The sequence below is a fragment of the Candidatus Nitrosopumilus sp. bin_68KS genome (genome assembly GCF_054095825.1).
The window spans coordinates 80,445-100,868 of record NZ_JBSWSP010000009.1 but is presented as its reverse complement, the minus strand read 5'-3'; the positions used below and the strand labels follow the sequence as shown (position 1 = coordinate 100,868).

At 32.9% G+C, this 20,424-nt stretch carries 20 protein-coding genes; 14 read left to right on the top strand and 6 right to left on the bottom strand.

All coding sequences use genetic code 11. The features are described 5' to 3' along the window. Positions 1–4: 4 nt before the first annotated feature. The gene (bioD, locus tag ACW9W3_RS03805; protein WP_457764832.1) at positions 5–691 is read right to left on the bottom strand and encodes a dethiobiotin synthase; all 687 of its coding nucleotides are present in this window, start codon (positions 689–691) and stop codon (positions 5–7) included. Between the two features lie 74 nt (positions 692–765). Here bioD and bioA point away from each other — a divergent pair, with 74 nt between their 5' ends. From bioA to ACW9W3_RS03775, 6 genes are all read left to right on the top strand, one after another. Continuing rightward, entirely contained in the window at positions 766–2,088 is a 1,323-nt protein-coding gene (bioA, locus tag ACW9W3_RS03800) for an adenosylmethionine--8-amino-7-oxononanoate transaminase (protein WP_457764831.1), read from the top strand. Positions 2,089–2,161: 73 nt separating this feature from the next. Further along, positions 2,162–3,139, top strand: coding sequence for a biotin synthase BioB (bioB, locus tag ACW9W3_RS03795; RefSeq protein ID WP_457764830.1), 978 nt, complete (start codon positions 2,162–2,164; stop codon positions 3,137–3,139). After that, positions 3,123–4,253, top strand: a complete 1,131-nt coding sequence (locus tag ACW9W3_RS03790) for an aminotransferase class I/II-fold pyridoxal phosphate-dependent enzyme (RefSeq protein ID WP_457764829.1) — start codon at positions 3,123–3,125, stop codon at positions 4,251–4,253. The genes bioB and ACW9W3_RS03790 overlap by 17 nt, the downstream gene beginning before the upstream one ends. Before the next feature lie 199 nt (positions 4,254–4,452). Next, a complete protein-coding gene (locus tag ACW9W3_RS03785; RefSeq protein ID WP_457764828.1) occupies positions 4,453–5,187 on the top strand; it encodes a cytochrome c biogenesis CcdA family protein in 735 nt (244 codons plus the stop codon). A gap of 4 nt (positions 5,188–5,191) precedes the next feature. Beyond that, positions 5,192–6,298, top strand: a complete 1,107-nt coding sequence (locus ACW9W3_RS03780) for a redoxin family protein (protein ID WP_457764827.1) — start codon at positions 5,192–5,194, stop codon at positions 6,296–6,298. Positions 6,299–6,391: 93 nt separating this feature from the next. Continuing rightward, positions 6,392–7,042 carry a Snf7 family protein gene (locus ACW9W3_RS03775; RefSeq protein ID WP_457764826.1) on the top strand — a complete coding sequence of 217 codons (651 nt, stop codon included), beginning with the start codon at positions 6,392–6,394 and terminating at the stop codon, positions 7,040–7,042. Positions 7,043–7,455: 413 nt separating this feature from the next. On the opposite strand, the gene ACW9W3_RS03770 is transcribed toward ACW9W3_RS03775, so the two are convergent. After that, positions 7,456–7,797, bottom strand: coding sequence for a winged helix-turn-helix domain-containing protein (locus ACW9W3_RS03770; protein ID WP_457764825.1), 342 nt, complete (start codon positions 7,795–7,797; stop codon positions 7,456–7,458). Positions 7,798–7,976: 179 nt separating this feature from the next. Here ACW9W3_RS03770 and ACW9W3_RS03765 point away from each other — a divergent pair, with 179 nt between their 5' ends. From ACW9W3_RS03765 to ACW9W3_RS03755, 3 genes are all read left to right on the top strand, one after another. After that, complete coding sequence (locus ACW9W3_RS03765) at positions 7,977–10,184, top strand: FTR1 family iron permease (RefSeq protein WP_457764824.1); 2,208 nt, start codon at positions 7,977–7,979, stop codon at positions 10,182–10,184. Further along, positions 10,174–12,291 (top strand): hydantoinase/oxoprolinase family protein, encoded by a 2,118-nt coding sequence (locus tag ACW9W3_RS03760; protein WP_457764823.1) that lies wholly within the window; start codon positions 10,174–10,176, stop codon positions 12,289–12,291. Before ACW9W3_RS03765 ends, ACW9W3_RS03760 begins: the two co-directional genes overlap by 11 nt. A gap of 98 nt (positions 12,292–12,389) precedes the next feature. Then, complete coding sequence (locus ACW9W3_RS03755) at positions 12,390–14,123, top strand: PEFG-CTERM sorting domain-containing protein (protein WP_457764822.1); 1,734 nt, start codon at positions 12,390–12,392, stop codon at positions 14,121–14,123. Positions 14,124–14,203: 80 nt separating this feature from the next. Here ACW9W3_RS03755 and ACW9W3_RS03750 read toward each other — a convergent pair whose 3' ends face one another. The 4 genes from ACW9W3_RS03750 to ACW9W3_RS03735 form a co-directional block, all read right to left on the bottom strand. Further along, positions 14,204–14,503, bottom strand: a complete 300-nt coding sequence (locus ACW9W3_RS03750) for a hypothetical protein (RefSeq protein ID WP_457764821.1) — start codon at positions 14,501–14,503, stop codon at positions 14,204–14,206. Between the two features lie 409 nt (positions 14,504–14,912). Then, on the bottom strand, positions 14,913–15,254 hold the full coding sequence (locus ACW9W3_RS03745) for a hypothetical protein (protein ID WP_457764820.1): 342 nt from the start codon (positions 15,252–15,254) through the stop codon (positions 14,913–14,915). A 247-nt stretch (positions 15,255–15,501) separates the two neighbouring features. Beyond that, positions 15,502–15,918, bottom strand: coding sequence for a DUF371 domain-containing protein (locus ACW9W3_RS03740; protein ID WP_457764819.1), 417 nt, complete (start codon positions 15,916–15,918; stop codon positions 15,502–15,504). Between the two features lie 61 nt (positions 15,919–15,979). Continuing rightward, a complete protein-coding gene (locus ACW9W3_RS03735; RefSeq protein WP_457764818.1) occupies positions 15,980–16,351 on the bottom strand; it encodes a hypothetical protein in 372 nt (123 codons plus the stop codon). 197 nt (positions 16,352–16,548) lie between these two features. Between ACW9W3_RS03735 and ACW9W3_RS03730 the strand changes: the two genes are divergently transcribed. From ACW9W3_RS03730 to ACW9W3_RS03710, 5 genes are all read left to right on the top strand, one after another. Further along, a complete protein-coding gene (locus tag ACW9W3_RS03730) occupies positions 16,549–17,286 on the top strand; it encodes an archaeal proteasome endopeptidase complex subunit alpha (protein ID WP_457764817.1) in 738 nt (245 codons plus the stop codon). 31 nt (positions 17,287–17,317) lie between these two features. Then, entirely contained in the window at positions 17,318–18,130 is an 813-nt protein-coding gene (locus ACW9W3_RS03725; protein WP_457764816.1) for a putative RNA uridine N3 methyltransferase, read from the top strand. 204 nt (positions 18,131–18,334) lie between these two features. Next, complete coding sequence (locus tag ACW9W3_RS03720) at positions 18,335–19,327, top strand: 50S ribosomal protein L3 (RefSeq protein WP_457764815.1); 993 nt, start codon at positions 18,335–18,337, stop codon at positions 19,325–19,327. Then, positions 19,327–20,139 carry a 50S ribosomal protein L4 gene (gene rplD / locus ACW9W3_RS03715; RefSeq protein ID WP_457764814.1) on the top strand — a complete coding sequence of 271 codons (813 nt, stop codon included), beginning with the start codon at positions 19,327–19,329 and terminating at the stop codon, positions 20,137–20,139. The genes ACW9W3_RS03720 and rplD overlap by 1 nt, the downstream gene beginning before the upstream one ends. Then, positions 20,136–20,402 carry a 50S ribosomal protein L23 gene (locus ACW9W3_RS03710; protein WP_457764813.1) on the top strand — a complete coding sequence of 89 codons (267 nt, stop codon included), beginning with the start codon at positions 20,136–20,138 and terminating at the stop codon, positions 20,400–20,402. Before rplD ends, ACW9W3_RS03710 begins: the two co-directional genes overlap by 4 nt. Positions 20,403–20,424 lie beyond the last annotated feature (22 nt).

The following is a 20,424-nucleotide window of genomic DNA, read 5'->3' as shown; positions in this document are numbered from 1 at the left end:
TAATTCACTTTAAAATTAATTTCATGCTAAGATTTTTCTTAAAAATTTCATACATGGAAGAATCACTCATGTCTCTGATAAAAGGAATTACGCCTATTATTGGCACTCCAGTCAAATTCTTTAAATCACGTGTAAGTTCTTTTGTTTTGTATCCATCTGAATCAAAATTATTGATGATGATTCCCTTTATTGGAATTTTGTACTTTTTGCACATATCTACTGTCATAATAGTATGATTTACTGTTCCAACTCTAGTTCTAGTAACTATTACTGTAGGAATTTTCATGTCTTTAATCAAATCTGCAACAAAGTAATCCTTGAGAATTGGAGTCATTAGTCCACCCATTCCTTCAACTAGTAACATTGAATGAAGTTTTGAGAGTTTTTTGAAATTTGTCAAGACAGAATTGATTTTTGGTTTTATCTTGAGTGTTTTCCATGCAGTATACGGAGATGCAGGAATTGGAAAGAATTGAGGATTCATTAGATTCTCAGGATCATTTACTTGTGCAGCTTTGGATAAAATTTCTACATCTTCGGATTTGAATCCCTTCTTTTGAGCATTCCCAGCTGCAAATGGCTTCATCACACCAACATCAATACCCATTTTCCGTAAAGTCACAGATAATCCAGCAGTGACGTATGTTTTACCAACATCAGTATCAGTTCCTGTTATGAAGATAGAATTCAACAAGGATTATCAAAAATTGTAATTGATTAATCTTATCGTTTGGTTATTAAGAAGATTAGAAATAATAGATTTGTTTGAAGAAAACTAGTTTTGTTTGGCACCCTAACACACAGATGAATGAATGGAGATCTTTTGATCAAATAAAGAGTGCAAAAGGAGTATGGTTAACTGATTCTAAAGGAAACAGAATACTTGATGCAGTAGGTTCAATGTGGTGCAATGTTTGGGGACATTCAAATCCAGAATTAGTAAATGCAATAACTACTCAAAGTAAAAAATTACAGCATTCGTCAATGTTCAATCTAACTAACGAACCTGCCGAAAAACTAGCAGAAAGTCTTGTAAAAATATCTCCAAAAATGAACAAGGTATTTTATTCAGATAATGGTTCATCGGCAATGGAGATAGCCATCAAAATATCATTACAGTATTGGAAAAATATTGGAGAGAGAAATAAGACAAGAATCGCAACTCTAGAAAATGGATATCATGGAGATACATTTGGTGCAATGTCAGTAGGGTATGTTCCAGAATTTTTTGGAAAATTCAAAAAGCAGTTATTTACAACATTACAATTCCCAGTACCAAACAAATACAGAGTTCCAAAAGGATTTGCTTTATTAGATTATCAAAATCATTGTTTAGAAAAAATTGAGCAAAAATTTTCAGAAAAAAATAACATTGCAGCATTTATCATGGAAAGTGGAGCACAAGTTGCAGGCGGAGTAATCATCTATCCAAAAGATTTTCAGAGAAAAATAAGTTTACTATGTAAGAAATACAATGTACTTTTTGTTTTAGATGAGATTGCTACAGGTTTTGGAAGACTTGGTTCTATGTTTCAATATGAAGAACAAAAAAGCATTCCAGACATAGTGGCATATGGTAAAATGTTAACTGGAGGTTATCTCACACTTGCGGCCACATTAACAAATAAGAAAGTATATGATTCATTTTTAGGAGAATTTGATGATTGGAAACACCTGTTCCACGGTCACACATACACAGGAAACCCCATTGCATCATCGGTTGCGTTAGAAAATCTCAAGATGTACAAAAAACATAATTTAATTAAAAAAATTCAGAAGACATCAAAAGTTTTTGAAGAATATTATCAACAAATTTCAGAAATCGATATTGTAGGAGACATAAGGCACAAAGGAATGCTTATGGGAATAGAGTTAGTATCAAACAAAAGCAAAAAGACCCCAATTGCGACTAAAAAATCAATCAACAAAGTATTTTTTGAAGAAGGAAAGAAGAACGGAATCTATCTCAGGACTCTTGGAAACATAGTCATGCTAGTTCCCCCCTTAGCAATAACTGAATCTGAACTGAATTTACTCTTGGAGAAAACCATAGCTACCATAGAATCTGCAAAATCCAAAATTATTTGACTGTTAACCCCCAAGATGCAATTAGGTTAACATTTCCATTATTGTTATAAATGGATTAATTATAATTCCCATTATGAGTGCTCTAGAATTCATCAAAGAGTGTCAAGAAAAAGTATTTTCTGGAATTGGTATTTCATCGGATGATGCAGAAAAATTATTGAATGTTCCAGAAGAAAATTTAAAAGAATTAGCATCTTGCGCAAATGAAATTACCCATGAATATAACGGAAGAAAAGTTGATGTTGAGCAATTAAATAATATCAAAAAAAATGCATGTAGTGAAGATTGTACATTTTGTGGACAGTCAGCATTCTTTGATACAGGAATAGAGACATATCAATTACCATCACCTAAAGAAGTTGTTATCAAAGCACAAAAAGCAAAAGATGATGGTGCAGAATCTTATTGCCTTGTTGCTGCATGGAGAGAGCCATCATCAAAAGATTTTGAAAAAGTTTGCAGTATTATTTCTGAAATAAATGACAAAGTTGGAATTACTGTAGAATGTAGTTTAGGCTTTTTAACACAAGAACAGGCAACTAAATTAAAAGAACTTAAAGTCAAAAGATATAACCATAATTTAGAAACTGCAAAATCTAAATTTCCAGAAATTTGTACGACCCATACTTACGAGGACAGATTAAAGACTTTAGGTATTGCAAGAGAAGCAGGATTAGAATTATGTACAGGCGGAATTATTGGGTTAGGAGAAACAAGAGAGCAAAGACTAGAATTAATTCTTGAATTAGGTAGGTTGTATCCTGAAGAAGTGACAATTAACATTCTAGTTGCAATGCCAGGTACGCCATTAGAATTACAAACAGATCTTCCAAATTCAGAAATAGTAAGAATTTTTTCAGTTATACGATTTTTACTACCAGAATCAGTGATCAAAATTTCTGGAGGTAGGGAATCAAAACTAAATGATTCTGGCGAAGAACTTTTGCAAAGTGGTGCAAATGGAATAATTACTGAAGGGTACTTAACAATGGGTGGAAACGAGGCTAAAAAAGACCGTGAATTAATAGAGAAAATTGGCCTCCAATCATAAACTAGATTTTATTGATTCTGAATTAAGGAATTTAAAGAAACAGAATCTCTATAGAAAATTACGATATGGAAAATCCAAAGGTGCTCATATTACCATCAATAATAAAAAATTTCTAAATTTATGCTCAAATGATTATTTAGGAATTCCAGCTGAAGAAATTCAAACTAACCAACTTCAATCTAGCTCAAGACTGGTATCAGGTAATGATGAATCATATAACAAATTAGAAGAAATTCTTGCCAAACACAAATCACAGCAAAATAGCCTTGTTTACCCTACAGGATACATGGCAAATTTAGGAGCAATTACTACAATTGCAAAAAAAGGCGATGTCATACTAAGTGACGAGTTAAACCATGCAAGCATTATAGAATCATGTAAATTATCTGATGCCAAAGTTATTGTTTACAAGCATAACAACACTCAAGATTTAGAAAAAAAATTAAAATTAAAAGCAAAAAACAAGTTTGTGATTACTGAAGGAATATTCAGTATGGATGGGGATTATTCAGCATTAAAAGAAATCACAGAATTATCTGAAAAACAAAATGCAATTACAGTAGTAGATGATGCACACGGGGATTTTGTTGTTGGAAAAGATGGGAAAGGAACTCCAGATTATTTTAATGTTGGAAAAAAAATTGATTTGTATATTAGTAGCCTAAGTAAGGGTCTAGGATCTTTTGGAGGATATGTTGCATCAAAAAATAACGTAATCGATTTATGTGTAAATAAATCAAAATCATTCATCTATACATCGGCACTCCCATCAATTTTGATTGAATATTCAATTAAAAGATTCAAATCCAACAGAGAAAAACAAAAGAAAAAATTAGAAAAAAACACCAATCAATTAATCAAAGGATTAAAGAGCATTGGATTTGAAATAAATTCCACAACTCACATAATTCCAATCATAATAGGAAATGAGAAAAAAGCAATGAAATTTGGAGAATTTTTAATGGATGACGGCATATTTGCACAGCCAATCAGATACCCTACTGTACCAAAAAACCAAGCTAGATTAAGAATTTCAGTAACTGCATGGCTATCCGATAGTGATATTGATAGATCACTTGAAATTTTTGAGAAAGCTTATAGAGAATTTAGATAACTAGCGCATGGAATCAAATCCGCCAATTGCAGGAGAACCAACTATCACAGCAATGGTAATAACAATTCCCAAGGCAATTCCCACGATAATGAATCGCTTATTCATATGAAAACTTACACAATCCCAGATAAAAACGGATTGTAAACTTTTGGTACAGATATGGAAGAATGCTTTAAAGGAAAAATAGTTGAATTATTTCATGGTTGAAATTACACTTGCAGTAGCGGCACTGGCAGGATTAGGATCATTTGTTGCACCGTGTATCTTACCAATGATTCCAGCATTTCTAGCATATATTTCTGGAACTACACTTACTGAATTAAATCAAAAGGGAAATTACAAAACAATCGCAATAAACAGAACAAATATTGTATTAAATTCAATATTTTTTGTTTTAGGGTTTTCAGTTGTATTTTCCATATTAGGAGTAATAATTAATAGTGTTCTTGGGACTGCAGCAGGAGAATTTGTAGACACACTAAATCAGATTGGAGGTATAATTATCATAGGTTTTGGGATTTTCTTGCTGTTATCAACAAAAATCAACAAGTTAAACATGGAAAAAAAATTCTTTCCCAAAATCAATAAAGCTAGCTATCCAATGTCATTTGTTTTCGGACTTGCATTTGCAGTAGGATGGACACCATGTGTTGGACCAATATTGGGAACAATTCTTACATTGGCAGCTACTACTCCATCTGTTGCATTTAATTTACTGCTAGTCTACTCACTAGGTTTAGGAATTCCATTTATTTTGATAGGAGTGTTTTATTCTAGGGCAAATAGAATTATCCGCTCTATGAGTAAACATCTAAAATATTACAACATTGTATTGGGAGGGTTTATTGTAATTTTAGGAATTCTAGTATTCACAAATCAATTAGCATATATTGCAAATTTCCCACTTCTCAACGAGTTAATTTTTTTAGGGTGAATAAATGAAATCAGAAATAAAAACTGCATTAATTTTAGGTATTGTGATTGCAGTAGGCCTAGGAATTACAAGTATTACATTGTCTACTCTAGATGAAGAATCAAAAACAATTACCACTCAAGACACAAACACAAAGGCAAAAATTGACAAATCAGGATTTAAAATTGCACCAGATTTAGTAGGAATTGCATATTATCTCAACACTACACCTGAAGAACTCAAAGAACAAATCAAAGGCAAAGTTGTTCTATATGATATTTGGACATACAGTTGCATTAATTGTGTAAGAACACTCCCATACATTACCGCATGGGATGACAAATATGAAGAAGAAGGATTGTTAATCATTGGAATTCATTCACCTGAATTTGAATTTGAAAAAAATCCAGAGAATGTTAAAATGGCAATTGACAAACACGGTATAGATTATCCAGTTGTAATGGATAATGAAATGGAAACGTGGAAAGCATTTGAAAATAGATACTGGCCAAGAAAATACATTGCAGATCATGAAGGATACATCAGATATGATCATATTGGTGAAGGCGGATATCAAGAAACTGAAAAAATTATTCAGCAATTATTAGAAGAAAGAGCATCATCACTTGGAATTCAAATGTCAACAGAGACATCTCTTGTAGAAATAGAAGAGTTTGAACATACAATTTTTAGAACGCCGGAATTATACTTTGGGCATAATTTTGCTCAAAATAGAAACCAATTAGGAAGTAGCGAGGGATTTCAACCAGGAAAAATTGTAAAGTATTCCGAACCTAGTACAATTGATTTGCACAAATTTTACCCAATAGGGGATTGGGAAAACTTTGAAGATAGTATGGAACTAGTATCAGAAAATGGCTCCATCAAACTATTGTATAATGCAAAAGAAGTAAACATTGTCACAGAAAACAATGCAGAATTAGAGATATTTCTGGATGGAAAACCACTTCCAATAGAATATGCTGGAAAAGACATAACTCACGACAACATACTGACAGTTTCAGAAGCTGGATTATACAACATCATCAACAGTGAAAATAGTGCTTCACATACACTTGAAATCAAGGTAAAAGGTAAAGGATTTCAGATATTTACATTCACATTCGGATAATGTAACCAATGTGTAGTGTAACTCCAGTTACACTAGCTGGGAGGACAAATCTCTTTAAAAGAAATATTTTCAGTCAGAGTAGGAAATTAAGGTTTGATCAGTAATTCTTGGAATAAAGCAGAAGGAGAAAGTATCTCTCAAAAAGTAATGGGCAGGGTAAAGCCTGATGAACCATTAAAGAACAAAATTGACTTTGCACAAAAGAAATTACAATTTCAAATCACAAAATTAGAATCTATTAATGAAAAATTACAGAAAAAACATGATGTTATCTTTGAAAAAATTGTAAATGCCCAAAGAAACAACAAACCAAGTTATGCCCAGGCATATGCCGGAGAATTAACTCAAGTAAGAAAAATGAAAAACATGGTTAGTGGAGCTAAACTATCAATGGAGCAAGTTAAGCTCAGACTAGATACTGTTTCAGAATTGGGAGATGTTGTAGTAACTCTTAGTCCATGTATGTCAATCATTAAAGGTCTCAGTCCATCACTTAGTGGAATTATGCCAGAAGCTAATGCTTCCATGCAAGATTTGTCACAGATACTAGGTGATGTAATGTCAGGATCCTCAGTAAATATGGGAGATACAATGAGTGCAGGCGTTGAAACAAATGCAGACACTCTTGCAATTCTCGAAGAAGCTCACAATGTAATTGCAGGTCAGACAAAATCATCCATTCCAGATGTTCCAGATAGTCTCAAAAAACAAATTGTTGAGAAAAAAACAGACATTTTCATTTAGGAAAATTTTTTAAAACATCATAAAATGTACAATTAGTTTATTCAATTAATTGTAAAGATATCAAATTATGCTTTAAACCAACAAAAAACAGTCATCATTTTTTTAGTCGTATACTAAATGGATCCTTGGGAAATTAGTTTGATCTCATTTACTTTTTCGTTTTCCACGTAACTGAATTCTACAACACGGACATTGAATTCCTTCATATTCTAGATATACATCACATGAAGTACATCTTTTTGTGTTTGAAGTGTATCTCTTTCGTACAGAGCGATATCTTTCACAAATTCCTCTACAAGCCAATTCAGGGAATTAAAAGTCCATTGCATTTTGGACACTTGTCTTTAGGCTGAGTAATCGGATAAATTGTAAAGATACTACTACATAGCATACAAATTTTGATTGTAGATAATTTACTCATGATTGTTTTTTAGATTTTTTTGAAATATAATTATAGGTTCAAATTTGGAAATCATGATTTTTGCATCAGTTATTCTACTTTGATATAACCTTGTTTTGTGTTTGTTCTTTGCAAATATTAATTCAGAAGAAATTAATGCATTTTCTTCAAGAGATCGAATTTTTTTATACACTGAACTACGAGGAATATTTAGTTCTTTTGATATTTCCATTATGCTTTTGGATTTATTGATGATTGAAAATAAAATATGCCTTGATTCTAAATCCGACAACTCTTGAAATATCTTATGAGTAATGTCAAATTTTTCTGTAGCCAAAGCACCCATTCTTTTCATCTTAAAAAAATATCATTGTATTCTGAGTAATAAAAAAACTAGTGATTTCAAAAGCATAGAACTTGGTTTTAGAATAAATCCCTAGAATCTTAATCATACTTTTAGAATATTTTCATTCTATGGTTGTAGAATTAATCAGAAATTTAAATACCTTCTATAGAATTTTCGACTAGTTCTTTATGAAAACTAAAATCGTAGCAATATTTCTGATATTTTTCACATTTGTATCTGCTATTGATGAGTTATATGCAGATTCAAACTCTGCTGACATTAGAACTGCCATAGTAGCAACTTCTTTGGGACTTGATCAAACCAAAGATAGTATAATTTCTAATAATTTGGAGGATGCAAAAAAATACTCTGCTTTTTCTTCAGAAGTTTTTGGCAAATATCTCCAAATATTGAGAATGACTGATTCTAAACATGTTGATGAAATTCATATTTTATTATTGGATCTAAATTCAAAAATCAATACAAATTCTGATATATTATCAGACATTGATGAACTTCAAAACTTACTCCGAAAAATCCAATATGAACAAACTTCTGTAGATTATGTAATTGTTAATTTACTATCCATAGCAGATGAGAAATATCAAAATGGAATTCAGAACAACAATGAAGCATCATACCAAATTTCACTAAAGTTAATCCAAAAATCTGAAAGTTTGCTTGTTGAAACAAATTTTGATGGTAGACTGGATCTTGAGATCAAATCATTCTTTGATGAACTTGACAATCTTACTGAAAACAAAGAAGACTTTGTTAAAGTTGGTAATTTGATTACCGTAATACAAAAAGATGTTTTGGGTACTGAAACAGTTGCATTTGATCAATTAGAAATATATCAAAACATCTACAAACTGTATGACGAACTTTTAGTATCTCTGGATACAGGAGATTATTCTATGGCAGAAGAACATGTAATCGTAGCATATCTTGATAATTTTGAATATTTAGAACCTGCAATTGAAAAAGTAGACAAGGATTTACTTTATACTCTTGAGATTGATATGCGTGAAAATTTACGTGATATGATAAAAGATAAAAAATCCACAAATGAAATAAAACAATTCTTAGATGAAAAAATTATTCCAGATCTTAATAAATCTGAATCACTAATTTCTGAGCACTTAACATCAAATCCATCCGTGTTGACTCAAGCTCCAATTCTCGATGATGATCATAAACAAATGGGTGACTCTACTGAAGAGGCAAAATCTACTGTAAGAAATGAGGTTGATTTTATCAGGGATTCTTTAGATGATGTGGTGATTTTTTATGAAAATGGTGATTTTAAGTCTGCATATGCGACAGCACGAACAGCTTATCTGGATAGTTATGAACATGTAGAAATCCCTCTAAGGACAATAGCGCCTGATTTCACTTTAGAAGTAGAATATCAATTTGCCGAACTTCGTAATCTTATCGATAACAAAGAGGATTTAGAAAAAGTCAGAGAGGTTGTGATTGCAATTAATAGAAATCTGGATGAATCTGAAAGACTGGTTAGTGGAACAGGCTCTTTAGCACCTTCAATAGCATTTACATCATCCTTTGCAATAATTTTCAGAGAAGGTTTAGAGTCTGTTTTGATCCTAGGTGCAATAATGACTTATCTTGAGGCATCAAGGAATAACCAATTAAAAAAATACATCTATTATGGTGTGATTGCAGCCTTTGCAGCAACTGCAATTACTTGGATTATTGCATCATATGTAATTGAAATCTCCGGAGCTAATCGGGAGTTAATTGAGGCAATAGCTGCTTTATCTGCAACTGCGGTTTTGTTTTACGTGAGTTTCTGGGTATTAAATAAAATTGAGCATAAAAAATGGATGGAATTTGTAAAGGCCAAAGTCTGGCAGGCAACTACAACTGGAAGTGTTATGGTCTTTGTAATGCTTTCATTTTTTACTGTCTATCGCGAAGGATTTGAAACTGTTCTATTCTATCAAGCCATGTCTGGTTTTGCAAAGTACATGGAAGTGTATGTTAGTTTGGGCTTTATTCTTGGTATTGTTTCACTTTTAGGATTGTATTTTGTGATGAAAAAACTTGGGAAAAGATTACCATTACGTGCGTTGTTTGGTTTGACTATGGGAGTAGGTGCATATCTGTCAATTGCATTTCTAGGAAATGCAATACGTGAACTTCAGATATTAGACATTGTTCCATATACTAGTATGATTGGGATTATTCCTAGATTAGACATCAATCTTGCAGCAATGACTGGAATTTATCCAACACTGGAAACTGTAATTGCACAAGTAATATTGTTGGGAGTTTATTTATTTGCATCATCCTACGTTTTGGTATTGCGACCCAATAAAGAAAAACAATTGGCATTAATGAGAAAATCTAGAGGTGTTGAAAATGTCGAATAAACAAAGAATTAGAGTTGGAATTGATGTTGGAGGAACTTTTACAAAAGCAGTCGCGATAGATGTCAAAACAGGCTCAATTGTTTCAAAATCCACTGTTCCTACCACGCATTCTTCTGAAAGAGGGGTTTCTGAAGGAATAGTTCAAACCATCTCAAATATTTTAAATGAATCTAAAATCAATTTAGATGACATTGAATTAATTTCTCATAGTACCACTCAGGCAATTAATGCATTGTTAGAATCTGACACATCCAAAGTTGGCATAATTGCCATGGGCGTTGGTCCTGAAAAAAAAGATGTCATCAAACGTACCAATTTACAAGATACCAAAATTAATTCTGACCAAGACATAAAGTCTTGTCATACATTTTTAGACACATCTCATTTAATTTCAGAAGAAGAAGTAAAGAATGCAATCAAAGAGCTGCAAAATAAAGGTGCTAAAGTCATTGTTGCAACAGAGTCTTTTAGTGTAGATGATCCTTCAAATGAATTGTTTGTGATGAAAACTGCTGCAGACCTTAATTTACCATCAACTGCATCGCATGAGATATCAGGAACTTATGGACTTGAAATAAGAACGCTAACTGGTGCAATAAATGCTAGTGTATTGCCTAAAACTTTCCAAGTTGCAAATTTTGTAGAAAAAGCAATCCGAGATGCTGGAATTAATGCACCATTAATGATAATGAAAGGTGATGGTGGAGTTACAAGCATGGATACTTTTAAGACAAAACCTGTTCTTACAATTTTATCTGGTCCTGCAGCAAGCGTAGCTGGAGCACTGCTACATCTCAAAATTACTAATGGAATTTTTGTCGAAGTGGGTGGAACTAGTACCAATATTTGTATAATCAAAAATGGAAAGCCAGAATTTCAGTATGTCACCATAAAAGATCATCCAACATGTGTTCGTTCAATGGATGTGAGAATCTTGGGAGTTGCTGGAGGTAGTATGGTCCGACTCAAAGATAATAGGGTATGGAAAGTTGGTCCTAGAAGTGCCCATATTGCGGGAATGAAATATTCTTGTTTTGCTGATCCTGAGGAATTAAAAACTGGAAAAATCATTATGGTGAGACCAAAAGAAGCCGATGATGAATACGTTGCAATCGAATGCAATGGGAAACTATATGCCATTACAAACACCTGTGCTGCTAACGCTTTAGGCATGATTGAAGAGGATGATTATGCATATGCAAACAAGGAATCTGCAAAAATCGCAATTGATCTTTTGGCAAAAAAACTAGGAGTAACATTTATCGAAATTGCTCAATCTATCATCCAAACATCCTCATTTGAAATAATGAAAACAATCAGTAAAATCATAAAAGAATTCAAATTAAATTCTCAAACAACAAAAATTATTGGTGGGGGGGGCGGTGCATCTGTGTTGGCACCATTTGTTGCAAAACAACTACAATTACAATATCAAAAAGCAAAACATGCCGAAGTCATTTCATCCATTGGTGTTGCATCATCTATGTTACAAGAAGAAATCGAACATACTCTAATTGATCCAACTCCTGAAAAGATTAACCAAGCTCATAAAAAAATTCATGCCATAATGATTGGTAAAGGAGCAGTTCCTGAATCCATTGTAATTGATAGCCAGTATATTCCTGATAGATCTATTTTAAGAGTAACTGCAATTGGAAATGTGGAACTTGATAGTGCTGAAACTACAAAAAATGTATTTACATTGGTGGAAGCAAAGCGAAGAGCTTGCGAAATTCTTCAAATCTCTGAAGAACTAACTGATCTTAGTTTTGAGTCTGATCATTATCTTGTATTTTCAGGACATGTTACAGAAAAACATCTTTTTAGTAAAAAACATCGTCATCCACTTTTGGTACTTGACAGATTTGGTAAGATGAAAAAACATATGAAGAATGGAAAAATATTTCAAGGTGGAAAAATCACCATACTTGAAGAATTAGATGATTTTCTAGAATCTAGAAATAATGATGTTGCCCCACAGGTATATTTGATCAATGATTTGAAACTGATTGATTATTCTAGTTTGACTTTATCATCTCACATTCTCAATGCTGTCCAACAAGAACTATCTGAAAATGAACGTGCTGCAATTGTTATTGAATTATAATAATTTGACATCAAAATTAGGTTTGATTCTACTCTTTTAGAATAAACTCAAAGAATTCCCCCAGCCTTTAAATCAACATTTTCTGGTTCAGTGTTTTAATGACAAAAGTTACAACATTGACACTTCTAATAACTTCTGTTCTGCTTACTGCTACTTTTTCACAAGTAGTATCTGCAGAATCTTATCAAGACAAAGCCGACTTTGCTTCTTCCCTTGAGGAAACACTTGGACATTTTTGGGCATTAGAACAAAATCTTGATGACAAAAATGCTGAACTTGCATTGATTCATGCAACACATCCAATTTCAGAACTGTACGATTCCATGAAACCTGTACTAAAGGCATCAAATCCTAACCTTGATGCTCAAGTTCAGGAAACATTATTGGAGTTGAAAAACAGAGCAAATACTGATGTATCAAGAGCACAAGCTCAGCAAGCAATTGATGATGCAAAAGGCGTAGTTGCAATAGCACGTTCCACTGTTGTTGGAGATGTATTGAGTAAAGAAACTGCCTTTAAGGTGGAATTGATGAAAGTCTTACTTGATACATCAATAGCAGAATATGCTGAAGCAGTATCTGATGGAGTCATCGGTGAGATGGCTGAATTCCAAGATGGTTCTGCATTTGTATGGAGATCACAGCAGATATTTTCTGAAATAGAATCTGATGTTGATCATCATATGGCAGAAGAGATTGATGAACTATACACAGATCTTTGGGCAGCATATGATGCAAGAGCAGATCCTTCCCAAGTTGAAACTATAGCTAGAGATATAATTCATGAGATTGATGAAACTAATGAGTCAAAAATAGAATTTGCTTCTTCCCTTGAGGAAACACTTGGACATTTTTGGGCATTAGAACAAAATCTTGATGACAAAAATGCTGAACTTGCATTGATTCATGCAACACATCCAATTTCAGAACTGTACGATTCCATGAAACCTGTACTAAAGGCATCAAATCCTAACCTTGATGCTCAAGTTCAGGAAACATTATTGGAGTTGAAAAACAGAGCAAATACTGATGTATCAAGAGCACAAGCTCAGCAAGCAATTGATGATGCAAAAGGCGTAGTTGCAATAGCACGTTCCACTGTTGTTGGAGATGTATTGAGTAAAGAAACTGCCTTTAAGGTGGAATTGATGAAAGTCTTACTTGATACATCAATAGCAGAATATGCTGAAGCAGTATCTGATGGAGTCATCGGTGAGATGGCTGAATTCCAAGATGGTTCTGCATTTGTATGGAGATCACAGCAGATATTTTCTGAAATAGAATCTGATGTTGATCATCATATGGCAGAAGAGATTGATGAACTATACACAGATCTTTGGGCAGCATATGATGCAAGAGCAGATCCTTCCCAAGTTGAAACACTTGTAGGTGGAATCATTCATGAAATTGATGAAATCTTGGGAGTTGAAGGTGAAGAAAATAACCTATTAGATTATGTCGAAAACATACAAGAATTACTACAGCAAACCAAAATAGAATATGCAAATGGTGATGTTGACTTGGCACTAAGCCTTGCTACCAAAGCATATCTGGATAACTATGAATTCCTCGAAGCTCCCCTCATTGAACTAGATCAAAAAGAACTCATGGAGGAAGTAGAGGTGATGCTTAGAGAAGATCTTCGCAACATGATTAAAAATGGCGAACCAGTCTCTAAAGTAAATTCACAAGTAGATGCAATTCTTGAAAAAATGGATACTATAGCCACAGTTGTTCCAGAATTTGGAACTGTTGCAATGATGGTATTAGCTGTTGCAATCATAAGCATAGTTGCAATAACTGCAAAGTCTAGAATCAGTCTAAGAGTTTAGACTTTCTTTTCTATTTTTATTTTCTTTAAACTATAACATTTTTTATTCATTTTTCAAAAAAATTAAAAATTTCTATCCGGTTATTTTGATAAAACTGATAGAATAGGCATTGCATCCCATTGATACAGTTCGTATGTCAGTATTCCTGAACAAATATTTTCATATTTTTGGAAAAAATCCTTTGCTTCTTGTTCTGTGGCTTCAAAAACTGCCATGGACGAAACTTGATTGTCAAATGCACCTGACCACATAATTCTCCCCTGTGATTGCCATTCGTCAACAAGGTTTGATATTTGTGGGGTGATCATTTCAAGATCAATTGATTTGGTTTCTTTTCCAATACTACTAACTAGTACCCAAGGTTTAGTTTCTTGATTCATGTTTTTGATAATTATAAATTTGATATTAAGTATGGCGTTGATTACATTTTTTTATTCTATATTTTTAAATTAAAAATAATATAAAGTCATAAATCTAACATTATGAAATAAGAAAAGATAATTCCAGACATCTATAATAATTTGAGAATATTAGTGATGTTGGTCTTGCATGGTGGTCTATCATGCCTTACAAGTCATTCAAGACTTAATCATTGGAACAATTGGGATACAATAGTCTTCATACTTATCCGACCATGGAAGTATTTCTATTGGCACTTTTTGGTCAACACCCAATTTTCCAATGATTCTATTTTTTAATACTCTAGTGGAATTTTATCCATTTTAGAGATGCATCACATGACTATTTAACAACGGACGGGTATCGGGTCAAAGAAATGAAATCTTCAATTTACTTAGATTTCTTTTTACTTTTTTGAACTAAAATTTTCTTTATTCTAGAAATTGTAGGATAACTGTAGCCTCTTCGACGATAATTTGCTATCATCATCTTCCAGTTTTTTAATCTCCATTGAGCTTGCTCAGTAGTTACGGAATGAACTTCTTTTTGGATAATGCTTTTTCTACCTACCTTTAGAGTTCCTGCATCTTTTGCAGACCACCTATTTTTCGCAAATTTTAATCCAGTGAGAATCTCACTTACTGGCATTTCTTTGAAATATTCTTTTAATTTTTTTAATTCTGCATCAGACGGTTTATCTGAAATTGGTAATTCAACAGTGATTTTAACCATACATGATCTGGTTTCTAATGCTTTAAGAGAATCATGCTAAATCAGAATTAACTAAAATGGAGAAATATAGAATTCTTTTGACACTATTTTAGCAATTAAGAGGGATGTTGGCATTTTTGCATAATGTGTTGTATATTCCAAATCCAAAAATAATTGCAGCAAAAGCTGCCAATGGAATTAAAATGAAAATTTTAGTTTTAAGACCCACATTAATAATCAAATTAGTGGTTATAAAATTGTGACAGTTTTAATCAACACTGATAGTAAAGGTTCCTTTTGTTTTTGGATCTTGCAGCAACACAACCATATCCCTAGGCAATAGATCAGATGCTTTATCACATTTAATTGCCAAAGTTCTCGGACAAATAAAATCACTTTTTCGAATTACAATATCTTCGGTATGAGAAAGAGTTAATTCAGGATGTCCCTTTCCCTCTAAAACAAATTCTTTGTCATCAACACGAATAGAAAATTTGATTTTCAAATCAGAATTTTTTAATTGTTTTTTTAATTCTAGAGGTAAATCTGCACAGCTAGAAGTTGCATTAACACCAATAATACAGTCACCCCGTGGTGTTAAATGAGATTCTTTTGTAATCTCAATGGTATTTTTATGATTTGATCTAATATTTTCATGTCCTGAAAAATGAATTTCAAATTTCATAGTCATTTATATTTAAAAACTCAAATTAAACTTTACAAGTACTGTTTTACATTTAAAAAATTCATTGTTTCCATTTTTGTGCTTCAATAATGCATTTATCATAAAAATCAGCATTTACATAATTACAAACTCTATCTTGGAATTTTCTAAAGAATTTACTTAGGCATTCATATTGATTTTCTTCATCTTCAATATATGACAAGCATGTCTGAGGACTTTTTTTCATATACGCAAAATTACTAATACATTCTTGGGAATTGTCAAACTTTAGACACATATCTGGTTCATCCATTCGCAATGCAGAGTTTACTTCTTTTACCAAAGATTTTTCTGAAGATACAGAAGTAAAGGAGCCAATAATTGAAAATGCTAGAACCATTATTACTGCAATCATCATCAAACCACCAATAGTAAAGCCAAACATAGGATTCATTTTCTAGATCTATAATGCCACAATAATTCTAATAAAATACAGGATATTTTATTTTGATAAACAGGAGATTATATGCAAAATCCCATATTCATAAAAAATAAACTTACGATCAGTATTTTTTGAGCCTATTGAAAATACCAAAAATCACCCTCAGAGAAAGTACGGTTTAAATTGTACATTCAGAGCATTGGAATCAAATGCTTCCAGCACAACAAGGTTACGATAGAGCAATCACAGTATTTTCTCCTGATGGTAGATTATACCAAGTAGAATACGCAATTGAAACAGTACGAAGAGGAACAATTGCTGTTGGCGTAAAATGTAAAGATGGAATCATTATTGCTGTAGAAGAAAAACCAAGAAAATTACAAATTTCAAATACCGCTCAAAAAATTTTTCAAATAGATGATCATGTTGGAGTTGCAGCAGCAGGATATATCCCAGATGCAAGAAGCCAAGTAGACAATGCACGATTCTTCTCTCAAAGTAACAAAATGATCTATGATGAAGCAGTGGAAGTTGAAACTATTGCCAAACATTTAGCTGATCAATGTCAACAATACACCCAATATGCAGGTGTGAGACCTTATGGGGTCGCATTAATTCTTGGTGGAGTTGTTAATAATACACCACAGTTGTATCTAACTGATCCTAGTGGAACTTACATCTCTTATGATGCAATTGCAATTGGTTCAGGTTCTGATCAAGTTACAGACTTTTTAGAAAAAACATACAAAGATGATCTTTCATTAGATGATGCTGCCGTTTTAGCTTCTGCTGGAATTTATTTATCAAGTGAGGATAAAGAAAGTACTAGTCATATCAGAATGGCACATATTAAAACAGAAACTGGGTTATACGAATTAGTTTCAGATGAGCAGATTGCAAACTATGCAAAAACTGCAAAAGAAAAATATCCACACGACCAAAAATAATCATACAAGTGGTCCTAGGAGAATAAATTAAATGAAATTATCTGTAGCCATTCCAGAGTCTGCATTATCTGATGAATCACTTAAGATAGATAAAACCAGAAAAATTTCTGTTCTGGCACGAGCATGTGCAATTTTTAAAATTGATACAATATTTGTTTACCAAGAAGGAAACAACAGGAATGATGGAAGCTTAATGGTAATGATTTTAAAGTATTTAGAGACACCTCAATTTTTGAGAAGGAAGTTATTTCCAAAGATGAATGACCTAAAATTTGCAGGAGTGTTACAACCACTAAAAATCCCAAGTCATATTACGCCAGTTAATTCTAAAAAAATAAGTCCCGGGGATGTTAGAGAGGGAATTGTAATCAGCATGAAAGGTAAACGATTTGTAGATGTAGGAATTAATCAATTAATTCCATTTTTTGGCAAAACATCCATAGGTAAAAGAGTCACAGTGCAATTCAAAGAAGGATATCCAAAATTGTCGGTTAAAGAAATAGATAAAACTGAAGTTCAGTCATATTGGGGATATTCTGTAAAGGAGAGAGCGAATTTATTTTCAATATTAGCAGAATGGAAAGGAAACATAATCATAACATCAAGAAAAGGCAAAACTGCAACTAAAGAGCAAATTTCTAAATATGTAAAATCAGATCAACCTACACTCGTAGTTTTTGGATCTCCTGAAAAAGGTATCCATGAAATACTTGGCGGTAAAATGAAAAATGTTCAAAATGCAAAATCATTGAACTTTTTTCCCAATCAAGCTACTGAAACTGTACGGCTAGAAGAAGCATTACTTGGAACATTAGCCATAATTAATGCGCAAAGTACTTCGTAAAATGCCAGAAAGAAAAAATTTCCTATTATTTGCCATCGCATTAGGAGTTGCAGGAATCATTATTGGTGGAATAACAATTTTGAATATGGCATTAGATTTGTTAAATCCATAACATTTTAGGCACTTATCGTTAACTTGAATTTTTTTTATGGTTAACGATGTCTCACATGGTTTAATAGAGGGAATTCGAGATGCGATTTATCAATGGGCGCTAGAAAAAACCATCAACCACGTAGAGGAAGTCTTGCATATTCACCAAGAGTACGTGCTAAGAGTATGGAGGCCCGTATTAGAACATGGCCAAAATTAAATTCTGAAGAGCCAAAAATTTTAGCCCATTGTGGATTCAAAGCTGGATGTGTTCAGATAGTAAGTATTGATGATAGAGAAAAAGTTCCAAATGCAGGAAAACAACTTGTTAGTCTAGGAACGGTTCTAGTTACACCACCAGTGTTGATTTTAGGCATTAGAGGATATTCAAAAGATCATGACGGAATGCATGCAGAATTTGATGTCTATGCAGATGATATTCCAAAATACATTTCAAAAGAAATTACAGTAAAAAACAAAGAAGGTGCATTAGACAATGCAGAGAAATCCCTTCGAAGAATAAAAGAAATCTTTGCAATTGTTGCAGTCTCACCTAGAGCTGCAGGACTAGAACAGAAAAAACCTTACATTTTTGAAGCTTCAGTAAGTGGCGGAGATATACCAAAGCAGTTTGCACACGTTAAAGAATTACTCGGAAAAGAAATCAAAATTGATCAGATATTTGAAACAGGTGCAAGTGTAGATGTTGCAGCAATTACTAAAGGTAAAGGATGGCAAGGTGTAATTCAAAGATGGGGGGTAAAAAAGAAACAACACAAATCAAGAAAGACAGTTAGAGAAGTCGGCTCACTTGGTCCAATCTCACCACAAAGTGTCATGTACACAGTTCCAAGAGCAGGTCAGATGGGATTTCATCAAAGAATAGAATACGATAAACGAATAATGATTATGGGTAATGCTGATGACAAACAAATTAAAATTAATCCAGACGGAGGATTCAAGCACTTTGGACTTGTTAAAGGAGATTTCATTATTCTAAAAGGATCAGTTCCAGGAACATATAGAAGATTAATCAAACTAAGAAGTCAAATCAGAAATGTTCCAGCTAAAGTCAACAAACCAAATATTTTGGAGGTAGTTATCTAATGAAAACAGCAGTACACACTACAACGGGAACAAAAGATGGAGAGATAGAACTACCATTAGTATTTTCAACTCCATTTAGACGAGAATTAATTCACAAAGCTTTCACTAATTTAACATCTCATAAATTCCAGCCACAAGGACGACATCCATCTGCAGGTCAAGATGTGGTTGCAGATTCCAATGATCCACCAACAGGTCAAGGTGTTTCTCGTGTTGCAAGAAGTACCGGTGGTGGCGGTGGAAGACAAGGCCAGGGTGCAGAAGTAGCATCTACAAGAGGCGGAAGACAAGCACATCCACCAATTGTAGGTAAAGTAATTTACAAAAAATTAAACAAAAAAGAAAACAAATTGGCATTGTGTTCTGCAATTGCCGCAACAGCATCAAAAGATCTTATAGGTCTACGAGGACACAAAATTGAAGGCATAGAATCATTCCCAATTATCGTATCAGATGAAATCGAATCTATTTCAAAAACAAATGAAATGACAAAAATCCTAGATGCATTAAAACTTACACAGGATGTAAAAAGATTGGAAGCAAGAAAACCACGTTCTGGTCAATCAAGACTTAGAGGAAGAAGTAAAAAAGTTGGAAAGAGTGTTTTGTTTGTCACCAAAGATGATTCAAATATCAAAAGAGCAATTGGTACATTACCAGGAGTAGAAGCAAGAAGTGTTAAAGATTTGAGCGTACTTGATTTAGCACCAGGTTCTGATCCAATAAGGCTAACAGTATATTCCAAATCCGCAATTGAGGAAATTGGAAAAATAAAATCAACACATCTAGAGGTTATGGTGAAAACACAATGAATGTAGATCAAGCAAATAAAATTATTCTAAAACCATACATTACAGAAAAAACATTTGCCATGGTAGAAAATGAAAGTAAAATTTGTTTTATCGTAGAAAGATCTGCAAGCAAGCCAGAAATTGCTGAAGCTGTAAAAGCACTTTACAATCAAAATGTCACTAATGTTAACACTGCAAGAACAATTTATGGCAAAAAAGCATTTGTTCAATTTGAAAATACTGAAAAAGCAAGAGATTTGGCAACAAAGATAGGAATGCTATAATATGGACCAGAAAACTCGAAGT

Excerpts from the sequence above, each read along its gene's own strand:
- bioB (WP_457764830.1), top strand. The coding sequence starts at position 2,162 with ATGAGTGCTCTAGAATTCATCAAAGAGTGTCAAGAAAAAGTATTTTCT.
- ACW9W3_RS03785 (WP_457764828.1), top strand. The coding sequence starts at position 4,453 with ATGGTTGAAATTACACTTGCAGTAGCGGCACTGGCAGGATTAGGATCA.
- ACW9W3_RS03780 (WP_457764827.1), top strand. The coding sequence starts at position 5,192 with ATGAAATCAGAAATAAAAACTGCATTAATTTTAGGTATTGTGATTGCA.
- ACW9W3_RS03770 (WP_457764825.1), bottom strand. The coding sequence starts at position 7,797 with ATGAAAAGAATGGGTGCTTTGGCTACAGAAAAATTTGACATTACTCAT.
- ACW9W3_RS03765 (WP_457764824.1), top strand. The coding sequence starts at position 7,977 with ATGAAAACTAAAATCGTAGCAATATTTCTGATATTTTTCACATTTGTA.
- ACW9W3_RS03760 (WP_457764823.1), top strand. The coding sequence starts at position 10,174 with ATGTCGAATAAACAAAGAATTAGAGTTGGAATTGATGTTGGAGGAACT.
- ACW9W3_RS03755 (WP_457764822.1), top strand. The coding sequence starts at position 12,390 with ATGACAAAAGTTACAACATTGACACTTCTAATAACTTCTGTTCTGCTT.
- ACW9W3_RS03750 (WP_457764821.1), bottom strand. The coding sequence starts at position 14,503 with ATGAATCAAGAAACTAAACCTTGGGTACTAGTTAGTAGTATTGGAAAA.
- ACW9W3_RS03745 (WP_457764820.1), bottom strand. The coding sequence starts at position 15,254 with ATGGTTAAAATCACTGTTGAATTACCAATTTCAGATAAACCGTCTGAT.
- ACW9W3_RS03740 (WP_457764819.1), bottom strand. The coding sequence starts at position 15,918 with ATGAAATTTGAAATTCATTTTTCAGGACATGAAAATATTAGATCAAAT.
- ACW9W3_RS03735 (WP_457764818.1), bottom strand. The coding sequence starts at position 16,351 with ATGAATCCTATGTTTGGCTTTACTATTGGTGGTTTGATGATGATTGCA.
- ACW9W3_RS03730 (WP_457764817.1), top strand. The coding sequence starts at position 16,549 with ATGCTTCCAGCACAACAAGGTTACGATAGAGCAATCACAGTATTTTCT.
- ACW9W3_RS03725 (WP_457764816.1), top strand. The coding sequence starts at position 17,318 with ATGAAATTATCTGTAGCCATTCCAGAGTCTGCATTATCTGATGAATCA.
- ACW9W3_RS03720 (WP_457764815.1), top strand. The coding sequence starts at position 18,335 with ATGGGCGCTAGAAAAAACCATCAACCACGTAGAGGAAGTCTTGCATAT.
- rplD (WP_457764814.1), top strand. The coding sequence starts at position 19,327 with ATGAAAACAGCAGTACACACTACAACGGGAACAAAAGATGGAGAGATA.
- ACW9W3_RS03710 (WP_457764813.1), top strand. The coding sequence starts at position 20,136 with ATGAATGTAGATCAAGCAAATAAAATTATTCTAAAACCATACATTACA.